11 protein-coding genes are annotated in these 16558 nt (G+C 73.0%); all 11 read right to left on the reverse strand.

Annotated elements, in window-relative coordinates; translation table 11 throughout:
- Positions 1 to 10: 10 nt before the first annotated feature.
- The 11 genes from CLT72_RS09795 to CLT72_RS09845 are packed head-to-tail and all read right to left on the reverse strand — an operon-like array spanning position 11 to position 16556.
- Positions 11 to 3079, reverse strand: coding sequence for a condensation domain-containing protein (locus CLT72_RS09795; RefSeq protein WP_101411018.1), 3069 nt, complete (start codon positions 3077 to 3079; stop codon positions 11 to 13).
- Complete coding sequence (locus CLT72_RS09800; RefSeq protein ID WP_101411020.1) at positions 3080 to 3781, reverse strand: RraA family protein; 702 nt, start codon at positions 3779 to 3781, stop codon at positions 3080 to 3082.
- Positions 3778 to 4728, reverse strand: coding sequence for an aminotransferase class IV (locus CLT72_RS09805; protein WP_101411022.1), 951 nt, complete (start codon positions 4726 to 4728; stop codon positions 3778 to 3780). The genes CLT72_RS09800 and CLT72_RS09805 overlap by 4 nt, the downstream gene beginning before the upstream one ends.
- The gene (locus tag CLT72_RS09810; RefSeq protein ID WP_199184533.1) at positions 4721 to 5260 is read right to left on the reverse strand and encodes a hypothetical protein; all 540 of its coding nucleotides are present in this window, start codon (positions 5258 to 5260) and stop codon (positions 4721 to 4723) included. Before CLT72_RS09810 ends, CLT72_RS09805 begins: the two co-directional genes overlap by 8 nt.
- Positions 5261 to 5274: 14 nt before the next feature.
- Positions 5275 to 5610 (reverse strand): cupin domain-containing protein, encoded by a 336-nt coding sequence (locus tag CLT72_RS09815; RefSeq protein ID WP_101411026.1) that lies wholly within the window; start codon positions 5608 to 5610, stop codon positions 5275 to 5277.
- Positions 5607 to 6455, reverse strand: coding sequence for a thioesterase II family protein (locus tag CLT72_RS09820; protein WP_101411028.1), 849 nt, complete (start codon positions 6453 to 6455; stop codon positions 5607 to 5609). The genes CLT72_RS09815 and CLT72_RS09820 overlap by 4 nt, the downstream gene beginning before the upstream one ends.
- Positions 6437 to 7726 carry an ATP-grasp domain-containing protein gene (locus CLT72_RS09825; protein ID WP_101411030.1) on the reverse strand — a complete coding sequence of 430 codons (1290 nt, stop codon included), beginning with the start codon at positions 7724 to 7726 and terminating at the stop codon, positions 6437 to 6439. The genes CLT72_RS09820 and CLT72_RS09825 overlap by 19 nt, the downstream gene beginning before the upstream one ends.
- Positions 7719 to 10031: a non-ribosomal peptide synthetase gene (locus tag CLT72_RS09830; RefSeq protein ID WP_101411032.1), complete on the reverse strand. Its 2313-nt coding sequence runs from the start codon at positions 10029 to 10031 to the stop codon at positions 7719 to 7721. Before CLT72_RS09830 ends, CLT72_RS09825 begins: the two co-directional genes overlap by 8 nt.
- Positions 10028 to 11278 carry an MFS transporter gene (locus CLT72_RS09835; protein WP_158242004.1) on the reverse strand — a complete coding sequence of 417 codons (1251 nt, stop codon included), beginning with the start codon at positions 11276 to 11278 and terminating at the stop codon, positions 10028 to 10030. Before CLT72_RS09835 ends, CLT72_RS09830 begins: the two co-directional genes overlap by 4 nt.
- Positions 11275 to 15333 carry a non-ribosomal peptide synthetase gene (locus tag CLT72_RS09840; RefSeq protein WP_101411036.1) on the reverse strand — a complete coding sequence of 1353 codons (4059 nt, stop codon included), beginning with the start codon at positions 15331 to 15333 and terminating at the stop codon, positions 11275 to 11277. The genes CLT72_RS09835 and CLT72_RS09840 overlap by 4 nt, the downstream gene beginning before the upstream one ends.
- Positions 15330 to 16556, reverse strand: coding sequence for a MupA/Atu3671 family FMN-dependent luciferase-like monooxygenase (locus CLT72_RS09845; RefSeq protein ID WP_199184534.1), 1227 nt, complete (start codon positions 16554 to 16556; stop codon positions 15330 to 15332). The genes CLT72_RS09840 and CLT72_RS09845 overlap by 4 nt, the downstream gene beginning before the upstream one ends.
- Between the last annotated feature and the right edge of the window lie 2 nt (positions 16557 to 16558).

Here is a 16558-nt window from a genome sequence, read left to right on the forward strand (position 1 = left end):
CGGCCACGGGTCAGCAGCCACGGCGGATGTGGGTGTGCCGCCGTGCCTCGCCACGGTTGGCCGCGGGTGGCGGCGCCGCCACCGGCTGGCCCAGTGCGTCGGACATCGCCCGGATCGTCGGGTGGCTGAACAGGTCCGTCAGCGACACCTCGGTTCCCAGGGCCGTCCGCAGTTCGTCGCGCAACCGGATCAGCAACAGGCTGTTGCCGCCGGCCTCGAAGAAGTTGAGGTTCGCCGGAACGGCGCGCCCGAGGACCTTCTCCCAGGCCGCCGCGATCGCCTGCCCGTCCGCCGCCATCGGCTCCGCCGCGTCCACGCTGGTACGCGCGGCGGCCAGGATCTGCTCGATGTCCTCGTGGTCGGCCGGCAACGCGTCCACAACGACGATCCGGTCCGGCCGTAGGTAGCCGGGCAGCCGGGCGGCCAGGTGGACGGCCAGGGCGCCGGGCTCGGCTGCGGCGGCGGTACGGGCGACGAGCGCGAGCAGCTCCGGCCCGCCGTGCTCGGGGCGCCACGGCAGCACCCGGGCCTCGGCGACCCCGGGATGCTCCAGCAGGGCGTCCTCGACCGGCCCCGGGTCCACCCGCAGCCCCTGGCGCAGCAGCGGCTCGCGGGCGTCGCCGAGGATCTCGAAGCGACCGTCCGTGGTGAGGCGGGCGAGGCGCCCGGTGGCGAAGCGGCGCGCGCCCGGACGGGCGGCCAGCGGGTCCGGCCGGAACGTGGCCGCCGTGGCTTCCTCGTCGAGGTGTCCGTCGGCGATCAGGTCCCCGCCGAGGAACAGTTCACCGGCGGCGCCCGGCGGCACCGGCGTACCGTCCGGCGCGAGCACGTAGGCGCGGATCCCGGGCCGGGGACGGCCGTCGAGCAGCGCCAGCCCGCCTGCGGCGAGCGGGCCGAACACCTGATGCACCGCCCGCAGCCCGTGCTCGTCGAGCAGGCGCCGCACGGCGGCCGGCGGCACCGCGCCGACGTGGCCGGCGACCACGACGGCGCCGGCCGGCACCGTCCCGGCCAGCCGGTGGATGCCGTCGGCGGGTGCGAGGAGCAGGGTGGCGCCGGCCTCGGCCGGCGGTGCCGGTACGACAGTGCCGCCCGCCGTCGTGGCCAGCAGCGTCTCGATCACGACGCTGATCGAAGCGGTCGAGCTGACCAGCGGCAGCACCACCGCCGGCGGCGACGCGACCTCGCGCCGCAGGGTGCGCAGCACCGCCGAGAGGAGGTCGCCGGACAGGACGACGGCCTGCTGCTCCGCGTCATCGTCGTACGCGACGAACGCGGCTCCGCCGTGCCCGGCGTCGACGTCGTCCGTGGGGGTGCCGGCGGCGCCCATGTCGAGCACGTCGACCCGGGACCGGTCGAACAGCCGGGCCACGTGCGCGTCGGCCAGCACCACCCGGAAGCCCGCCTCGGACTGGGCGTTGCGCAGCTCGAAGGAGTGCCGGCCGGGATCGAGCAGCACCGCGCGCACACCCATCCGGATCACCGCGAGCAGGGCCGCCACCAGGGCACCCGACGGCTCGCCGCACAGGGCGACCGGGTCCCCCGGCCTGACCCCGGCCGCCACCAGCCGTCCGGTGGTCGCGGCGACCGCCGCGGCCAGGCCCCGGTAGCTCAGCTCCGGCGTGCTCCCGGCCGCCTGCACGGCGATCACGTCCGGTGTGCTGGCCGCCCGGTCCAGGACCGAGGCGACCAGGTCGTGCAGCGCGACCGGACCGGAGTCCGGCAACGCGGCCGGACGGTTCGGCTCGTCCACCGCCGCGCGCAGTTCGCTCTCGCTGAGCTGCCTCAGCTGTGACACGGTCGCGGTCGGGTCGACGGCGATCTGCGCGAGCACGGCCTCCATCCGGTCCGCGATCCGGACGAGATCGGCCTCGGCGAAGAGGTCACGTCGGTAGTCGAGGTCCAGTCGCAGGCCGCCGGGGGTGTCGGTGCAGACCACCGACAGGTCGACCTTCATGGTCGCCGGGGCGAACTCGGTGACCGTGAGCCGCAGCTCGCCGGCCCAATGCGCCGCCCGCTCACCGGAGTAGGCGAACATGACCTGGTAGAGCTGGTTGTAGCTGGGGTCGCGGGGCACGCCGAGGGCCCGTACGACCGCGTCGAACGGCAGCTCGGGGTGCTCGTGGGCGTCGAGCAGGTCCCCGCGTACCGCACTCAGCAGCGTCAGGAACGACGGATCGCCGCCCAGGTCACTGCGCAGCACGACCGGCCGGGCCAGATAGCCGATCAGGCCGTGGCTCTCGGTGTGATCGCGGCCAGCCAGCGCCACGCCGGTCAGCACGTCGGCACCGCCGTAGTGGCTGAGCACGACGTCGCAGGCGGCTTTGAGCAGGATGAACATCGTCGCCCGGCGCGACCGGGCGAGCTGCCGCAGCGGCTCGACGGCGTCCGTCGGCACCACCCGGGTGTAACGGGCGGCGGCATGGTCGGTGGTCACCGGGCGCACCCGGCCGCTGGGTAGCGGGATCGCGGCCGGCGCGCCGGCCAGCCGGGCGGACCAGAACTCGACGTCCGCGTCGGGTGACCGGCCGGCGTCGCGCCGGGCGAGGTAGTCGGCGTAGTCCGGCGGCGGCCCGGAGAACGCCTGCTCCGGATCGCCCCCGGCCCGGTACAGGGCGGCCAATTCGGCGACGAACAGGTCCATCGACCAGCCGTCGAAGACCAGGTGGTGCACGGTGACCGCGAGCCGGTGCCGCCGCTCGTCGAGCCGGATCAGCTGGAGCCGCAGCGGCGGCCCGGCGGTCAGGTCGAACGGCGCGCGCCCGATGGCGTCGATCTCCCGATCGGCGGCCGCCTCGTCCGGGACGTCGAGCACCGCACCCCGGAACCAGTCCACGACGGACTCGTCGGCGGGCGGGACGCTCAGGCAGACCCGGCCGTCGCGCGAGGCGATGCGGGCGCGCAGGGCGACGTGCCGGCGGATCAGCTGACCGAGGCAGACGTGCAACAGGGCGTCGTCGAGCCGGCCGTCGATGTCGATGACGAAGGGGATGTGGAAGAACGGGTCACCCGGACGGATCTGGGTCGAGATCCAGAGCCGCTCCTGTGCCGGCGACAGCGGTACGACGGTGTGGCCCACTCAGATCTGCCCGCCCTCGTCCACGATCTCGTGCAACGGCCGGCCAGCCCGGACCTGCGCCAGGATGCGGGCCTCGGCGTTCTCCACCGCGACCGCCTTCGTCAGCACCTCCAGCAGGATCTCGTCCTTGATCACGACGGTGCCGTTGCCGTCGGTGAACACCCAGTCGCCGGTGACGACCCGTACGTCGCCGATCCGGCACTCGGTGCCGGTGGCGGCGACCCGGTAGGCGCCCTGGGTGTCGGTCGGGGTGAAGTTGCTGGCGATCACCGGACGCTCCGCCGTCTCCACCACCGCCCGGTCCCGCACGGCGCCACCCAGCACGATCGCCTCGAAGCCGACCTGCTCCAGCAGGTAGGTCACCGACATGCCGCCGGCCAGCGCGGCGTGGGTGAGCAGCTCGCCGGCGCCGCCGACGTAGATCCGGCCGGCGCCGTCCGTGACCTCCGGAACCAGGAAGTCCCGGACCTGCTGCCAGGTGCTCGGCGCCGGCTGGTGGATGGAGGCCTGCTTGCGCACCTCCACCCAGGACACGGTGTACGCGGTCCCGTAGGCCAGAGCGGGCCGGCCGGCCCGCTGCTGCAGCGTGCCGGGCAGCACGGCGGAGGTGACGCCCAGCCCGTCCAGGACGTCGACCAGCGCGCAGGTGCTCAGCTCCACGTCACCGATCGTCTTCGCGACGATGTCTCGGGTCTCTGTCATGCGCGGCCTCCCGGGATCAGAACGGCGGCCGGGCCGGACGTCCCGCGCGGTGCGGGATCGGCGAACGCGGCCGACGGGGTGGAGTGGGTGAGAACGTGCTCGTCGTAGTGGCCGAGCAGCCGGGTGGTGAGCGCGCCGGGGCAGCCGTCGCCGAACACGTGGTCCTCGACGGCCAGCACCGGCCGAACGCCGGCCGCGGTGCTGGTGAGGAACACCTCGTCGGCGCCGAGCACGTCGGAGACGGTGAGGTCGGCCTCCCGTACGCCGATGCCCGCCTGGCGGGCCAGGTCGATGACGGTCCGCCGGGTGATGCCGGGCAGGCAGGCCCGGGTGGTCGGGGTGAGCAGGCCGCCGTCGCGCACCAGGAACACGTTCATGCTGGTGGCCTCCGCGACGTGGTCGCGGTCGTCCAGCATGATCGCGTCGGCGAAGCCGCGGGCCGTCGCCTCGTTGTGGGCCAGCTTGGCGATCAGGTAGCTCCCGGCGGCCTTGGCGTGCGGCGGAAGGCTCTCCGGCGACGGGCGCCGCCGCCTGGCGATCGCCAACCGGACACCGCCTCCGCCCGGTGCCGGGTTGGCCCACGGCCAGGCCAGGATCGCCAGGTGTGCCTCGTGCCGCTGGGTGCCCAGCCCGGCGAGGCCGTCGCCGAAGAAGGCGATCGGCCGGATGTACGCCTCCGTCAGCCCGTTCGCGGCGAGCACTTCGTAGTGCGCGGCGACGAGGGTGTCGTTGTCGTACCGGATGGGGATGTCCAGGGCGGCCGCGGAGCCGAGCAGCCGGTCGATGTGTGGTTGCAGGGCGAAGATCGACGCGGTGCCGCCGACGTCGAACGACCGCAGTCCTTCGAAGACCGAGTACCCGTAGTGCAGGCCGAAGGTGCTCAGTGTGGGCTCGGCGGTGACACCGGTGTGGACGCGGCCGTCGAACCAGACCGCCGGCTCAGCCATGCCGGCGCCGGTAGGTGCGGTTGGCGTGGATGGTGAAGCCCATCGGCACCGGACCGAAGTCCTTCACCACGGGCAGGCCGAGCTCGGCGGCGGCGACCGAGGTGGTCACGCACGCGTCCGCCGCACCGCTGGCGACGGCCAGCGCGGCCCGTACGTTGCTGTCGACGAACCTGATCTCCGGCTTCCACGCGTCCAGCAGGTTGATCGGGGCGGGATGCGATGCGACCGTCGGCACCGGCTTGGACATGTCGCCGGCCACCACCATGTGGTGGGTCGGCATCACGAAGCACTCGACCAGGGCCAGCGCGCCGAGGTTGCGGAAGACGATGTGGTGCAGGTCCGGGTAGACCACGCAGCCGAGCAGCACGTGTGCGCCGGGCGCCGTGGTGACCACCTCGACGGCTTCCTCCAGCGTGCCGTACAGGGTCACCCGGTGGTCGTCGGTCCCTTGCTGGTCGAGCCAGTGGTGCGCCGCGGCCTCGCAGTTCGTGCCGGACGGGCCGAGGGTGTGGACGTGAACCTGGGACTCCATCAGCGTCATCGTTCTCAGATCCGGTAGTCGTCGCGTACGGGATGGAAGACGTCCAGGCAGCGCGCGTCGGTGTGTGCCACGGCCGAGTGCTCGACCCCACCCGGCACCACGACGCTGTCACCCGGGCCCATCAGGTAGACCTCGCCACCCACCCGCATCTCGAACGTGCCTTCCAGGCAGTTCACGATCTGCTCGTGCGGGTGGCTGTGGCTGGGCACCTCGCTGCCGGCCTTGACGTCCCAGATCGCCACCGTCAACTGGTCACCGTGGACGAACCGGCCCTGGTAGCCGGGGATGAGTTCGGTCGTCGTGCCGGTGGCGGGGGTGAAGTGCAGTCGTCTCGTGGTCATTCGGGTCCCTCCTTCAGTGGCGTGGCGGGTCGCGACGCGGTCACCAGGCCGTCGATGAGCCGGCCGACCGCGCCGAGCTGATCGCGGTAGTAGAAGTGGCCACCCGGCAGCACGGTGACCTGTGCCGGGCCGTCGATCAGATCGGTCCAGGCGGCGAGGTCGGCGGCGGGGCACCGGCCGTCCTCCGCGCCGCCGACGATCACGGCCCGGGTCCGCACCACCGTGGCGGCGGTGCGGGCGTCGGGGCCGTACCGTCGCGCGAGCACGAAATCGTGTCGGATCATCGGCAGGTACAGGGCGCGGGCCTCGGCGTCGGCGAGGATCTCCCGCGGCAGGTCGCCGATGTCGCCCAGGGCTGCGGCGAGCGCGTCGTCGTCCCATCGGCTGATGTCCGGCAGCCCGGCCCGGCGGTGCGGCGGCGCCGCCGCGGAGAGGAACAGGTCGGGGACGGGCCGGCCACGGTTCTGGAGCTCACCGGCGATCTCGTGGGCGAGCAGGGCGCCGAGGCTGTGCCCGCCCAGGATGAGCGGACGCCCGTCGAGCGCATCCTGCACCGCGACGAGAAGGTCGCTGAGTTCCGTCACGACGCTGCCCAGGTCGGCGCTGGGCGGTTCGCTCATCCGGGTGCCGTGGCCCGGGTACTCGACCGCCAGCGCGGTGACGCCCTCCGGCAGGGCCGGGCCCCAGGCGCTGTAGGTGTGCGCGGCACCGCCCGCGTGGGGCAGCAGGACCAGCATCGCGCGCAAGGGGCCGGTGGTCCCGGTCGCGGTGCAGGGCCGCAGCCACCGCGACGGTGGCAGCTCGATCGACGCGGAGTCGCCACCGCTCAGTCGTAGGTGATCCACGGCACCTCCTCCAGGGCGGCGACGGTGTCGGCCAGCTCGGTGTGGGATCCGGCGGCGCCGGTCACCGCGGCCGCGTTCGCCGCCGCGCCGAGCCGCCAGTCCGCCGGCTCCCCCGGAGCCGTCAGCACCGTGACCCGTCCTACGCCCGGCACCCGGCGCAGCGCGGAGACGTTCTGGATGCTGCGCACCCGGCGGGCGTGCACCGGCGGCACGAGCAGGTAGTGGAACGCGATCGGGCTGTCCGGCGCGGGCCGCCGGCGGGCCTCGAACGGGCGGCCCAGCGCCGCCCGGACAGCGACGTCCGCCGGGTCGGCGAAGCCGGAGCGGACAGCGAGGTCGTCGACCCAAGCCCCCAGGCGGCCGTTCACCTCGATCACCCGTGGGCCCGCCGCAGTCAGCTTGATCTCGACGTCGGCGATGCCGGTGGTGACGCCGACCGCCTCCACCGCCCGACACGCGAGCGCCTCCACCTCGGCGACCAGGGGGTCCTCCACGAACGACCGGCCGCCGTAGCCGCCCCTCTCACGGAACGGCTCGGCCAGCGCGAACTTGCTGGTCACGAACATCGCCTCGGCCCGCCCGGCGGAGACCGCGCAGTCCACCGCGATGTAGTCACCCCAGGGCGCGGGCGTCGGCCGGCCGACGAGCAGCTCCTCCAGCATCAGAGCCGACTCGCGGGGGCCCGGTCCGTCACCGGCGAGGGCCCGGGCCACGAACGTGTGCGCCTCCGCCGCGGTGTGCACGGCGACGGTGTTCCGGCTGGACGCGCCACGTACCGGCTTGACCACGGCGGGCAGCCCGACGTGTTCGATCGCCGCGTCGACCTGTTCGGTGCCGGTGATCGTGGCGACCCGTACGGCGTCGACCCCCCGTTCGGCGAATCGCCGCCGCTGCACGTCCTTCCGGGTGATCCCAGGCAGATCGGCGGGCCGGTGGTGGGCCAGGCCGAGCCGGGCGGCGAGCCGGGCGGTCCACTCCAGCCGGAACTCGCTGAAGGTCACGATGCCGGCTGGTCGGTGCCCGCTGATCAGGGAGAGCAGTTCGTCCTCGCCCGTACCGGTGGCGTCGATCGTCTCCCCGAGCATCCGCAGCGTCGGCAGCATCAGCTCGGTGTGCGCCTCGGCCTGCCGGTCCGGCGCGCCGCCGCCCAGGGTCTGGGCGCCGACCAGGAACAGCAGCTCGACGTCGTTGGCCTCGGCGGCCTGAGCCAGCCGGGTCGGTGCCAGGCTGCCCCGGTCATAGACGACGAGGAGGGTCTCGCGGTCACCCATCGCGCCCCTCCCCGGCTCCGGCTCGTGCCGGGAACTCGAATCCGCCGGCGCGGCGCGCCCGAACCAGCGCGGCGGCGAGCTCGCTCACCGTCGGGTGTTGGAAGATCGCGCGGATCGGCACGTCGAGCACGAACTCCTGTTGCAGGCGGAGGGTGACCTGGGTGGCCACCAGCGAGTCGCCGCCCAACTCGAAGAAGTCGTCGTGCACGCCGAGTTCGTCCGCCCACAGCGCCTCCCGCCAGATGCGGGCCACCGCCCGTTCCGCGGCGGTACGCGGTTCCACCCGGCCGTGCTCTGGGTCGGGGGTGGAGGTGAGCCCGGCCCGTATCCGCGCGGCGTCGGGCAGGGCACGCTCGTCGAGCTTGCCGGTGCCGGTGCGTGGCAGCTCGGAAAGCGTCAGGCAGACGGTCGGGACGAGGTACTCCGGTAGCGTGTCGGCGCACCAGGCCCGCAGGTCGGCCAGGGACAGCGGGCGGCCGTCCCTGGTGACCACGAACGCGACCAGCCGGGTGTCGTCCGGCCCGAACTCGCGCGCCCGCACCACGCACGCGGTGACGTCGGGGTGCGCGTCGAGCCGGGCTTCCACTTCGCGAGGTTCAATCCGGTGGCCGCGGACCTTGAGCTGGGCGTCGATGCGCCCGATCGGCCGCAGCCGGCCGTCCGGCGCCCACCACACCAGGTCGCCGGTCCGGTACACCGTCCCGCCGGGCGTGGCCGGTCCCCACGTGTCCGGGACGAACAGCTGGCCGGTGAGCTCGGGCCGGTTGAGGTAGCCGCGGGCCACGCCGCGGCCGCCGATCAGCAGCTCACCCGGGACGCCGGCGGGAACCAGCCGGTCCCGCGCGTCGACCACGTAGAGGGTGGTGTCGTCGACCGGCCCCCCGATCGTCACGTCGGCGGGGTCGGTGATCCGCGCGAACGTGGAGTAGATGGTGGTCTCCGTCGGGCCGTACCCGTTGATCACCTGACCGGCCACCGCGGTCATCCGGGCGGCGAGGTCCGGCGTCAGCGGCTCGCCGCCGGTCAGCGCCTGGAGACGCTCGCGTCGCCCACCGGCCGTCAGGGCGTCGGTGAGCGGACGCCACGCGGTCGGCGTGGCCTGGACGAACCGCACGTCGTACGCGTCGATCAGCCGGACCATCTCGGCCGGGCTGCGACTCTGGTCCCGGGTCGCGACGACGACCCGCGCGCCGTTGACCAGCGGCAGGAATATCTCGATGGTGGAGATGTCGAAGATCGGCGCGGAGCTGGCCAGCGCGGTGTCGCCGGGTCCAAGCGTCACGTACCGGCCGACCGATCGCAGCAGGTTGCCGACCGCTGCCTCGGGCACCGCAACGCCCTTGGGTTCGCCGGTGGACCCGGAGGTGTAGAGGATGTAGCCCAGCCGTCCGGTGTCGGACGGGTCGGCCGGCGGCGTCTCGGGCCAGGCCGCCAACTGCTCGCGCGCCTGCTGCGTGCCGAGCCGGACGACCGGCCGGCCCGCCGTGGCGGCGGCGGGCGTCGCGTCGTCGCCCAGCACCACCGCGACGTCGGCGTCGTCCAGCAGGAACGCGATCCGGGCGCTCGGGAACCCCGGGTCGACCGGTAGGTAGCAACCGCCCGCCTTCAGCACGGCGAGCATGCCCACCACCAGGTCGATGCCCGGTGGCAGGCAGAGGGCGACCCGGACGTCGGCGCCGACGCCCCGGTCAGCGAGCAGGTGCGCGAGCCTGTTCGACCGGGCGTCGAGTTCGCCATAGGTGAGCCGCTGCTCCCCGCAGATCACGGCGAGCCGGGTGGGCTCCTGGCGTGCCTGTTCGCTGACGGCCCGGTGGCGCTCGGGCGCCGGCCCGTCGACGACCTGGTGAGCGGCCTGCCGCCAGCGTTGCGGCTGGCGCCGGTCGTCGTCGCTGAGCAGGTCCAGGTCGGACGGCGGGCTGTGCGGCGCGCGGTGGAGCTCCCGTACGGCCCGGCCCGCCAGCTCGGCCAGCAGCGTGGCCTGCATCGGGTCGACGGCGCCGGGCCGGTGCCGCAGTTCCGCCCCTGCCTCGGTGACGGCGAGGGTGATCGGGTCGGCGGCCGGGCCTCGACCGGCCGGCCGCCGCACCGCCAGCGCGGACGCGCAGTGAGCGATCAGGTCGCTGGTGGTGGGGGTGGCGGCCAGGTCGACGTCCACTTCGGTCGACTGCCCGCGCAGGTCGAGCGGGACGGTGAGCGCCTGCTGCCGGAGGGCGGCGGCACGGACGATCGCCCAGGCGGCGACCAGCTCCGCCTCCGGCAGGCCGAGCTCCGCGTCGACTGGCGTGGCGAGGTCGTCGGCGCTCATCGCGGGACCCCCGCCTCGGTGTCGGCAGCGGGAGCGAGGTTCTTCTTCTCGGTGCGCGACCTGGACAACAGCACCAGGGCCGGCGGCAGCAGGACGACACCGGTGAGGACGATCGACGCGGCCGCGCCGATGGCGTTGGCCACCACGCCGCCGAGCAGGACGCCGACGATCGAGAAGTTGATCATTACTGCGTTGAGCAGGGCGATCCCTCGTCCCCGCAGCTCCTCGGGGAGGTCCCGGAGCAGGATGTTCGCCACCGGCACCTGCACCAGGCTCATGCCGAGGCCGACCAGGGCGCACCACGCGCAGACCAGGGCCAGGCCGCTGCCCGGCCAGCGGTCGTCGATCGGCCACAACACCAGCAGGGACACGGCGAACAGGGCGACGGCACCGGCCAGCAGCCCGGTCAGCGAGAGCCGCCGGACCAGGGCCGGCCCGAGGAACGCCCCGATGATCGCGCCGCCACCGAGCATCGCCTGGGCGAGGCCGAATTCGAAGGCGGGCAGGTCGAACCCGGCCAGCAACTGCGTGTTGACGTTCGTGGTGAACAGCCCGATCGCCAGCATCACCGGGACCATCGCCCACGCCACCAGGCGCAGCGACCCGATGCTCAGCACACCGGTGACACCGGTCCGCAGCGAGCTCCAGTACTGGCCCGGACCGGCCGCGGTCACGGTAGCCTCCTTGAGCACCGCGATGCTGCCCAGCAGGAGCGCGGAGACCACGAAGGTCACCGCGTTGACCACGAACGCCAGCTTGACCCCGGCGACCAGGATCAGGAGGCCGCCGAGCAGCGGCCCGGCCAGGTTCAGCGCCTGCACGGTGCTCTGGAACAGGGCGATGGCGACCGGGATGCTGTGCTTGCCGACGACCTTGGGGATGGCGGCCATCCGGGCGGTCTCGAACACCGCCTTGCCGAGCCCCTCCAGGAAGATCAGCACCACGAGGAGCCATGCCGAGTCCACCGCGAAGATCATCGCCAGGACGATCACCACGCGGGCGAGGTCCGCGCCGACCAGCAGCACGCGCGGCGACATCCGGTCCACCAGCGGGCCGATGAACGTGCCGAGGACCCCGGACGGCAACAGCTGCGCGATGACGATGGCGGCGATGAACAGCGCCGGCGAGTCTGTCAGGTCGGCCGCCACGAAGATCACGGTGACCTTGGCGATGCCGTCTCCCAGGAAGGAGGTGACCACCGCCAGCCAGTAGCGAATGTAGACCCTGTCCCGCAGCAGTTCTCTCACGACTCGTCCCCTAGCGCCCGGATACGGGCATCGCTCACGACCTGTGCCACCACTCTGACGTGGGGCCACCGCACCACCGTGTAATGGTTTCCGGGCGCCTCGACCTCCCGGAACCGCCCCGCCGCGAGCGACTGCCACGCGCGGAACGGCACGAGCTCCTCGGCCTCCGCCCGGACCAGGGTCACCGGGCCCCGCAGCGGCGGCGGTTCGTACCTCCACAGCAGGCGGAGGTTCGCCAGCCACATCTCGACGACCGACGCCATCTGCGCCCGCCCGCTGTCGGCCGGCAGGTAGTTCGCCGCACGAGCGATGCGCAGCAGGTGGTCGATGTGCTCGTCGTCGCTCATCGCGCGCAGGTCGTCGACAGCCGTGTCGTCCTGGTGGTCCCAGCGCAGATTGGCGGCGATCGCCGCGACGATCTCGGCGCGGTCCGGTTCGACGTCCACCGGGGCCGGCGGGTGGGCGTCGATCAGCACCACCGACGCGGTCTCACCGGCACGTTCCAGCTCGGCGGCCACGGCATAGGCGTTGGAGCCGCCATAACACCACCCCACCAGCTCGTACGGGCCGGACGGCTGAAGCTCGCGGATCAACCCGGCGAATGCGGCCGCACGCTGTTCGAACGTCTCGTACGGGAACCGGCCGTCGACCGGCTCGGGCGACGCCAGGGCGTACAGCGGCCGCTCGGCCGGCTCGACGAGCTCGGTGAACGGCATGTAGCAGACCACCTCGCTGCCCGCCGGATGCACGAAGAAGATGGGTGTCTCGGTGTCCGCGCCTGCCCGCAGCCGGATCGCGTGCACGTCGCCCTCCGGGCGGAAGCCGTCCCGCACCATGCGGGCGAACTGCTCGACGGTCGCGCCCTGGAAGATCGCCGTCATCGGCAGGGTCACCCCGAACTCCGCCTCCAGCTCGGCCATCAGCCGCAGCACCAGCAGCGAGTGCCCGCCCAGGTCGAAGAACCGGTCGTGGACGCCGACCGGCCGGACATCGAGCACGTCCTCCCAGATCCGGGCGATCCGCAGCTCCAACGGATTGCGTGGCGCGGCGTAGCTGGCCGCGGCGCGGTCGACCGTCGGCGCGGGCAGCGACGTGCGGTCCAGTTTGCCGTTGGCCGTCATCGGCAACGTGTCCAGCACGACGACCGCGGCGGGGATCATGTAGTCCGGCAGGGTTCCGCGCAGGTCCGAGGTCAACTCGGGCGCGGTGGGGAGCTCCTCGCCGGCCGGCTCGACGTAACCGACCAGCCGCGCGTCGCCGGCCCGGTCCTCGCGAACGATCACCACGGCGCGTCGTACGCCGGGATGCCGCTCCAGCGCCGACTCGATCTCGCCCAGTTCGATCCGGTGTCCGCGCAGCTTCACCTGGTTGTCGTCGCGGCCCAGGAAGATCAGGGTGCCGTCGCGCTGCCACCGGGCCCGGTCGCCGGTCCGGTAGAGCATGCCGCCCGTGCGGAACGGGTCGGGGAGGAACCGCTGCGCGGTCAGTTCCGGTGCGCCGCGGTAGCCGCGGGCCACGCCCGCCCCGCCGATGTAGAGGTCGCCGGGCACGCCGACCGGCACCGGCCGGCGATCCGCGTCCAGCACGTAGACCTGCGTGTTCGCCAGCGGCCGGCCGATCGACACCGGCCCGCCTTCGGCCGGGACGGGCCAGCTGGTCGACCAGATCGTGGTCTCGGTGGGCCCGTACACGTTCCAGGCGCGACCGGGCAGCGAGCCCATCTCGGCGGCCAGGGTGGGCGGCAGCGCCTCACCGCCGACCAGCATCCGCAGGCCGGCCGGGTTGCGCCAGCCGGCGTCGAGCAGCAGCCGCCAGGTCGTCGGCGTCGCCTGCATCACGGTGGCGCCGCACTCGGCCAGCGCCCGCGCCAGCCGACCGCCCTCGCGGGTGTCCGCCCGTGGCAGCACCGTGACGGTGGCCCCGGCCAGCAGCGGCCCGAACAGTTCGAAACCTGCGATGTCGAAGGTGACCGGGGTGACCGCGGCCAGCACCTCGCCGGGTTCCACGCCGACCCGGTCGTTGAGGTCGAGCAGCACGTTGATCAAGTTGCCGTGGGTGATCTCCACGCCCTTCGGCGTGCCGGTCGACCCGGACGTGTACATCACGTACGCCAGCCGCCGGCCGTCACCCGACGCGGGCGGCTCCTGCTCCGTCTCCCGCTGCGGCAGGTCGTCCAGGAGGAGCACCTCGGGCGCCGGGACATCGTCGCTGTGCTCCGCCGTGGTGATCACGACGCGTGCGTCGGAGCGCCCGACGATGCCGGCCAGCCGCTCCCGCGGGTGCGACGGGTCGAGCGGCAGGTACGCGCCGCCCGCCCAGAGGACGCCGAGAAGCGCCGCCACCAGGTCGCAGGAGCGCTCCAGTCCGACGCCGACCACGACCTCCGGGCCGACCCCGAGCAGCCGCAGCCGCCGCGCGATCACCGCCGCACGATCGATCAGCTGCTGGTACGTCCACTGTTGCGCACCGCACCGGACCGCGACCGCGTCCGGTGTGCGCAGCGCCCGTTCGCGGACGAGCCGGTCGACCGTGGCGGCGGGTTCCCGCTCGACCGCCGTCGCGTTCCACTCCCCCACCACCTGGTGCACCTGCTCGGCGCGCATCAGCTGGTAGTCGGCGACGGTGCGCCCCGGGTCAACGACGAGCTGCTCCAGCAGCTGGACGACCTGCTCGCCGATCCGCTCCACCGTCTCGGCGTCGAACAGGTCGGTGTTGTACTCCAGCAGGCCGTAGAAGTGGTCGTCGCCGAGTGAACGATCGTCGAAGAAGCCGAGGGTGATGTCGTCCTTCGCGGTGAGGTTGTCCAGCATGACCGTCTCGGTGCGCAGTCCGTGCAGCGGCACGCGATCCTCGTGCACGAAGTCGACGTAGATGAACGTCGACTGGTAGACCGGGTTCCGGCTCGGGTCGCGTTGCACGTCGAGCGCGTCCAGCAGCACCCCGAACGGCACGTCGTGATGGTCGAACCCACCCAGGACGGCCGTCCGGGCCTCGCCGAGCAGCTCCCGGAAGCTCATCTCCGGCCGCACCCGCACACGCAGCGGCAGCATGGTGAGGAAGTAACCGATCATCGACTCGGTCTCCGGCCGCCCCCGGGTCGACGAGGTGGTGCCGACCACGATGTCCTCCTGGCCGGACAGCCGGTGCAGCAGCAGCTGCCAGGCGGCCAGCAGGACGACGTTCACGGTCACGTTCTCCGCGCGGGCCAGCTCCCGGATCGCCGTGGTGAGTTCCGGCGTGAGGCGGAACTGGTGACGCGCGCCGTGGAAGGTCTGCACCGGCGGGCGCGGCCGGTCGGTGGGCAGCTCCAACGCCGGCGCGGCCCCGGCGAGGTGTTCCCTCCAGTACGGCAGGTGCCGGGTCGCCACCTCCCGGCTCAGCCAGCCGGGCTGCCATTCGGCGTAGTCGCCGTAGTGCAGCTCCACCGGTCGCAACGTGTGCGCGCGCCCGGTGGCGTGCGCGTTGTACAACTCCGGGAACTCGGCGTTGAACACGGTGAGCGAGGCCCGGTCCCAGATCAGATGGTCGACGGTGCCGATCAGCAGGTGTTCGTCGTCGGCGATCCGCAGCAGGCGGATCCGCATCAGCGGGCACACTGTCAGGTCGAACGGCGTACGGATCTCGTCGAGTGCGAGCCGCTGCGCCACCGCCTCCCGCTCGTCCCGCGGCACGTGCCGCAGGTCGGTCACGACCACATCGACCGGAACCTGCGCGTGCACGACCGCCCGGGGCCGCTCGTCCACCGCCACGAACGTGGTCCGCAGCGGCTCGTGCCGGGCGACGAAGTCGCCGACCGCCCGGCGTACCGCGTCGAGATCCAGCCGCCCGGTGAGACGCGCGGCGAAGAAGATGTTGTACGCCGGGTCGTCCGGGTCGAACTGGTGGATCAGCCAGATCCGCTCCTGGTCGACGGTGAGCGCGTGGCCGCCGATGTCCCTACGGCGGGTGACCGGCGGCACCTCGGGCGCCCGCGCACCCTTCTCCCGCAGCCGGCGGTCGAGCACCGCCCGTTGTGCCGGAGTCAGCTGCGCCAGCCGTTGTGCGAGGTCGGTCATGCGGCACCCCGGGTCCCCTGGTAGCGGTTCTTCAACTCGGTCAGGTGGGTCAGTCCCTCGATCACCAGGTCGGGCGCCACACCGAAGTCCACGAGGCAGGCCACCTCGTCGATGTCCAGGTCGATCAGGTCCTCGACGAAGCTCTCGCCGGTGTCCGGCGTCCCGAGCAGTGCCAGATGGTCGAAGTACCGGTCGAAGGTGGCCGACAGCATCACCTCACGCTCGGCCCCGGACAGCAGCGCGTACCCGCTGCCGGTGCTGTCCTGCTGGCGCAGGAACGTGCCGAGGTAGTCGATCAGCGGGCGGCGGACGATCTCGCGTACCTCGTCGAGATCCGAGCCGAGGAAGGTGTGCACCATCGCGGTGACCACGCCGGCGTCCGGGTCGTGTCCGGCGTCGGCGCGTGCCTGCCGGTAGGCGGCGATCTTCGCCTTGACCTGCTCCGGCTGCTGCGCGACCAGTCCGGTGAGCAGATTCGCGCCGACCCGGCCGGCTTGCACGAACGTGTCGATGCTGCCCTGCGAGGAGACCCACACCGGTAGCCGCGGCTGGATCGGGCGCGGCAGGGTGCGCACGGCGGTCGGTGTGCCGGTGATGCCGGGCATCTCGACGGTCTCACCGGCCCACAGTCGCTGCACCGTCTCCAACTGGCTGAACATCACGTTCTTGCGGTCCTGGTAGACCTGGGCGCCATCGCCGGGGGCGAGGACGAAGTCGTCCGGATGCCATCCGGAGGCCGCCGAGATCGCCACCCGGCCGTGGGAGAGGTTGTCCACCACCGACCATTCCTCGGCGATCCGGGCCGGGTGGTGCAGCGGCAGCGCGACGCTGCCCGCACGGATCTGGATCCGCTCGGTGGCCACGGCGAGCGCCGCCGCGATCACCGACGGGTTCGGGTAGAGACCGCCGAAGTCGACGAAGTGCCGCTCCGGCACCCAGATGCCGGCGAATCCCTCCCGGTCGGCTATCCGGGCGCACTCCAGCAACAGGTCGTAGCGGTTCTCCTCGACGCTGGACCCGTTCCCGGAGAAGAAGAAGACGCTGAAGTCCATGGTGCTGCCCGGACGTCGCCGGCGGCGGGGGGCTGCCGGGCCGCCCGCCTGTGGGACGGCCGGGACCGGTCCGGTGGCGGCCGCCCGCTCACGGCGGCGACGCTCGAACGCCGCACGCTGCTGCGGGGTCAGGGTGGCGAGTCGCCGCTGGAGTTCGTCGCGAGACGCCATGG

The organism is Micromonospora sp. CNZ309 (assembly GCF_002846525.1).

Excerpts from the sequence above, each read along its gene's own strand:
- CLT72_RS09800 (WP_101411020.1), bottom strand. The coding sequence starts at position 3,781 with ATGACAGAGACCCGAGACATCGTCGCGAAGACGATCGGTGACGTGGAG.
- CLT72_RS09805 (WP_101411022.1), bottom strand. The coding sequence starts at position 4,728 with ATGGCTGAGCCGGCGGTCTGGTTCGACGGCCGCGTCCACACCGGTGTC.
- CLT72_RS09810 (WP_199184533.1), bottom strand. The coding sequence starts at position 5,260 with ATGGAGTCCCAGGTTCACGTCCACACCCTCGGCCCGTCCGGCACGAAC.
- CLT72_RS09815 (WP_101411026.1), bottom strand. The coding sequence starts at position 5,610 with ATGACCACGAGACGACTGCACTTCACCCCCGCCACCGGCACGACGACC.
- CLT72_RS09825 (WP_101411030.1), bottom strand. The coding sequence starts at position 7,726 with ATGGGTGACCGCGAGACCCTCCTCGTCGTCTATGACCGGGGCAGCCTG.
- CLT72_RS09830 (WP_101411032.1), bottom strand. The coding sequence starts at position 10,031 with ATGAGCGCCGACGACCTCGCCACGCCAGTCGACGCGGAGCTCGGCCTG.
- CLT72_RS09840 (WP_101411036.1), bottom strand. The coding sequence starts at position 15,333 with ATGACCGACCTCGCACAACGGCTGGCGCAGCTGACTCCGGCACAACGG.
- CLT72_RS09845 (WP_199184534.1), bottom strand. The coding sequence starts at position 16,556 with ATGGCGTCTCGCGACGAACTCCAGCGGCGACTCGCCACCCTGACCCCG.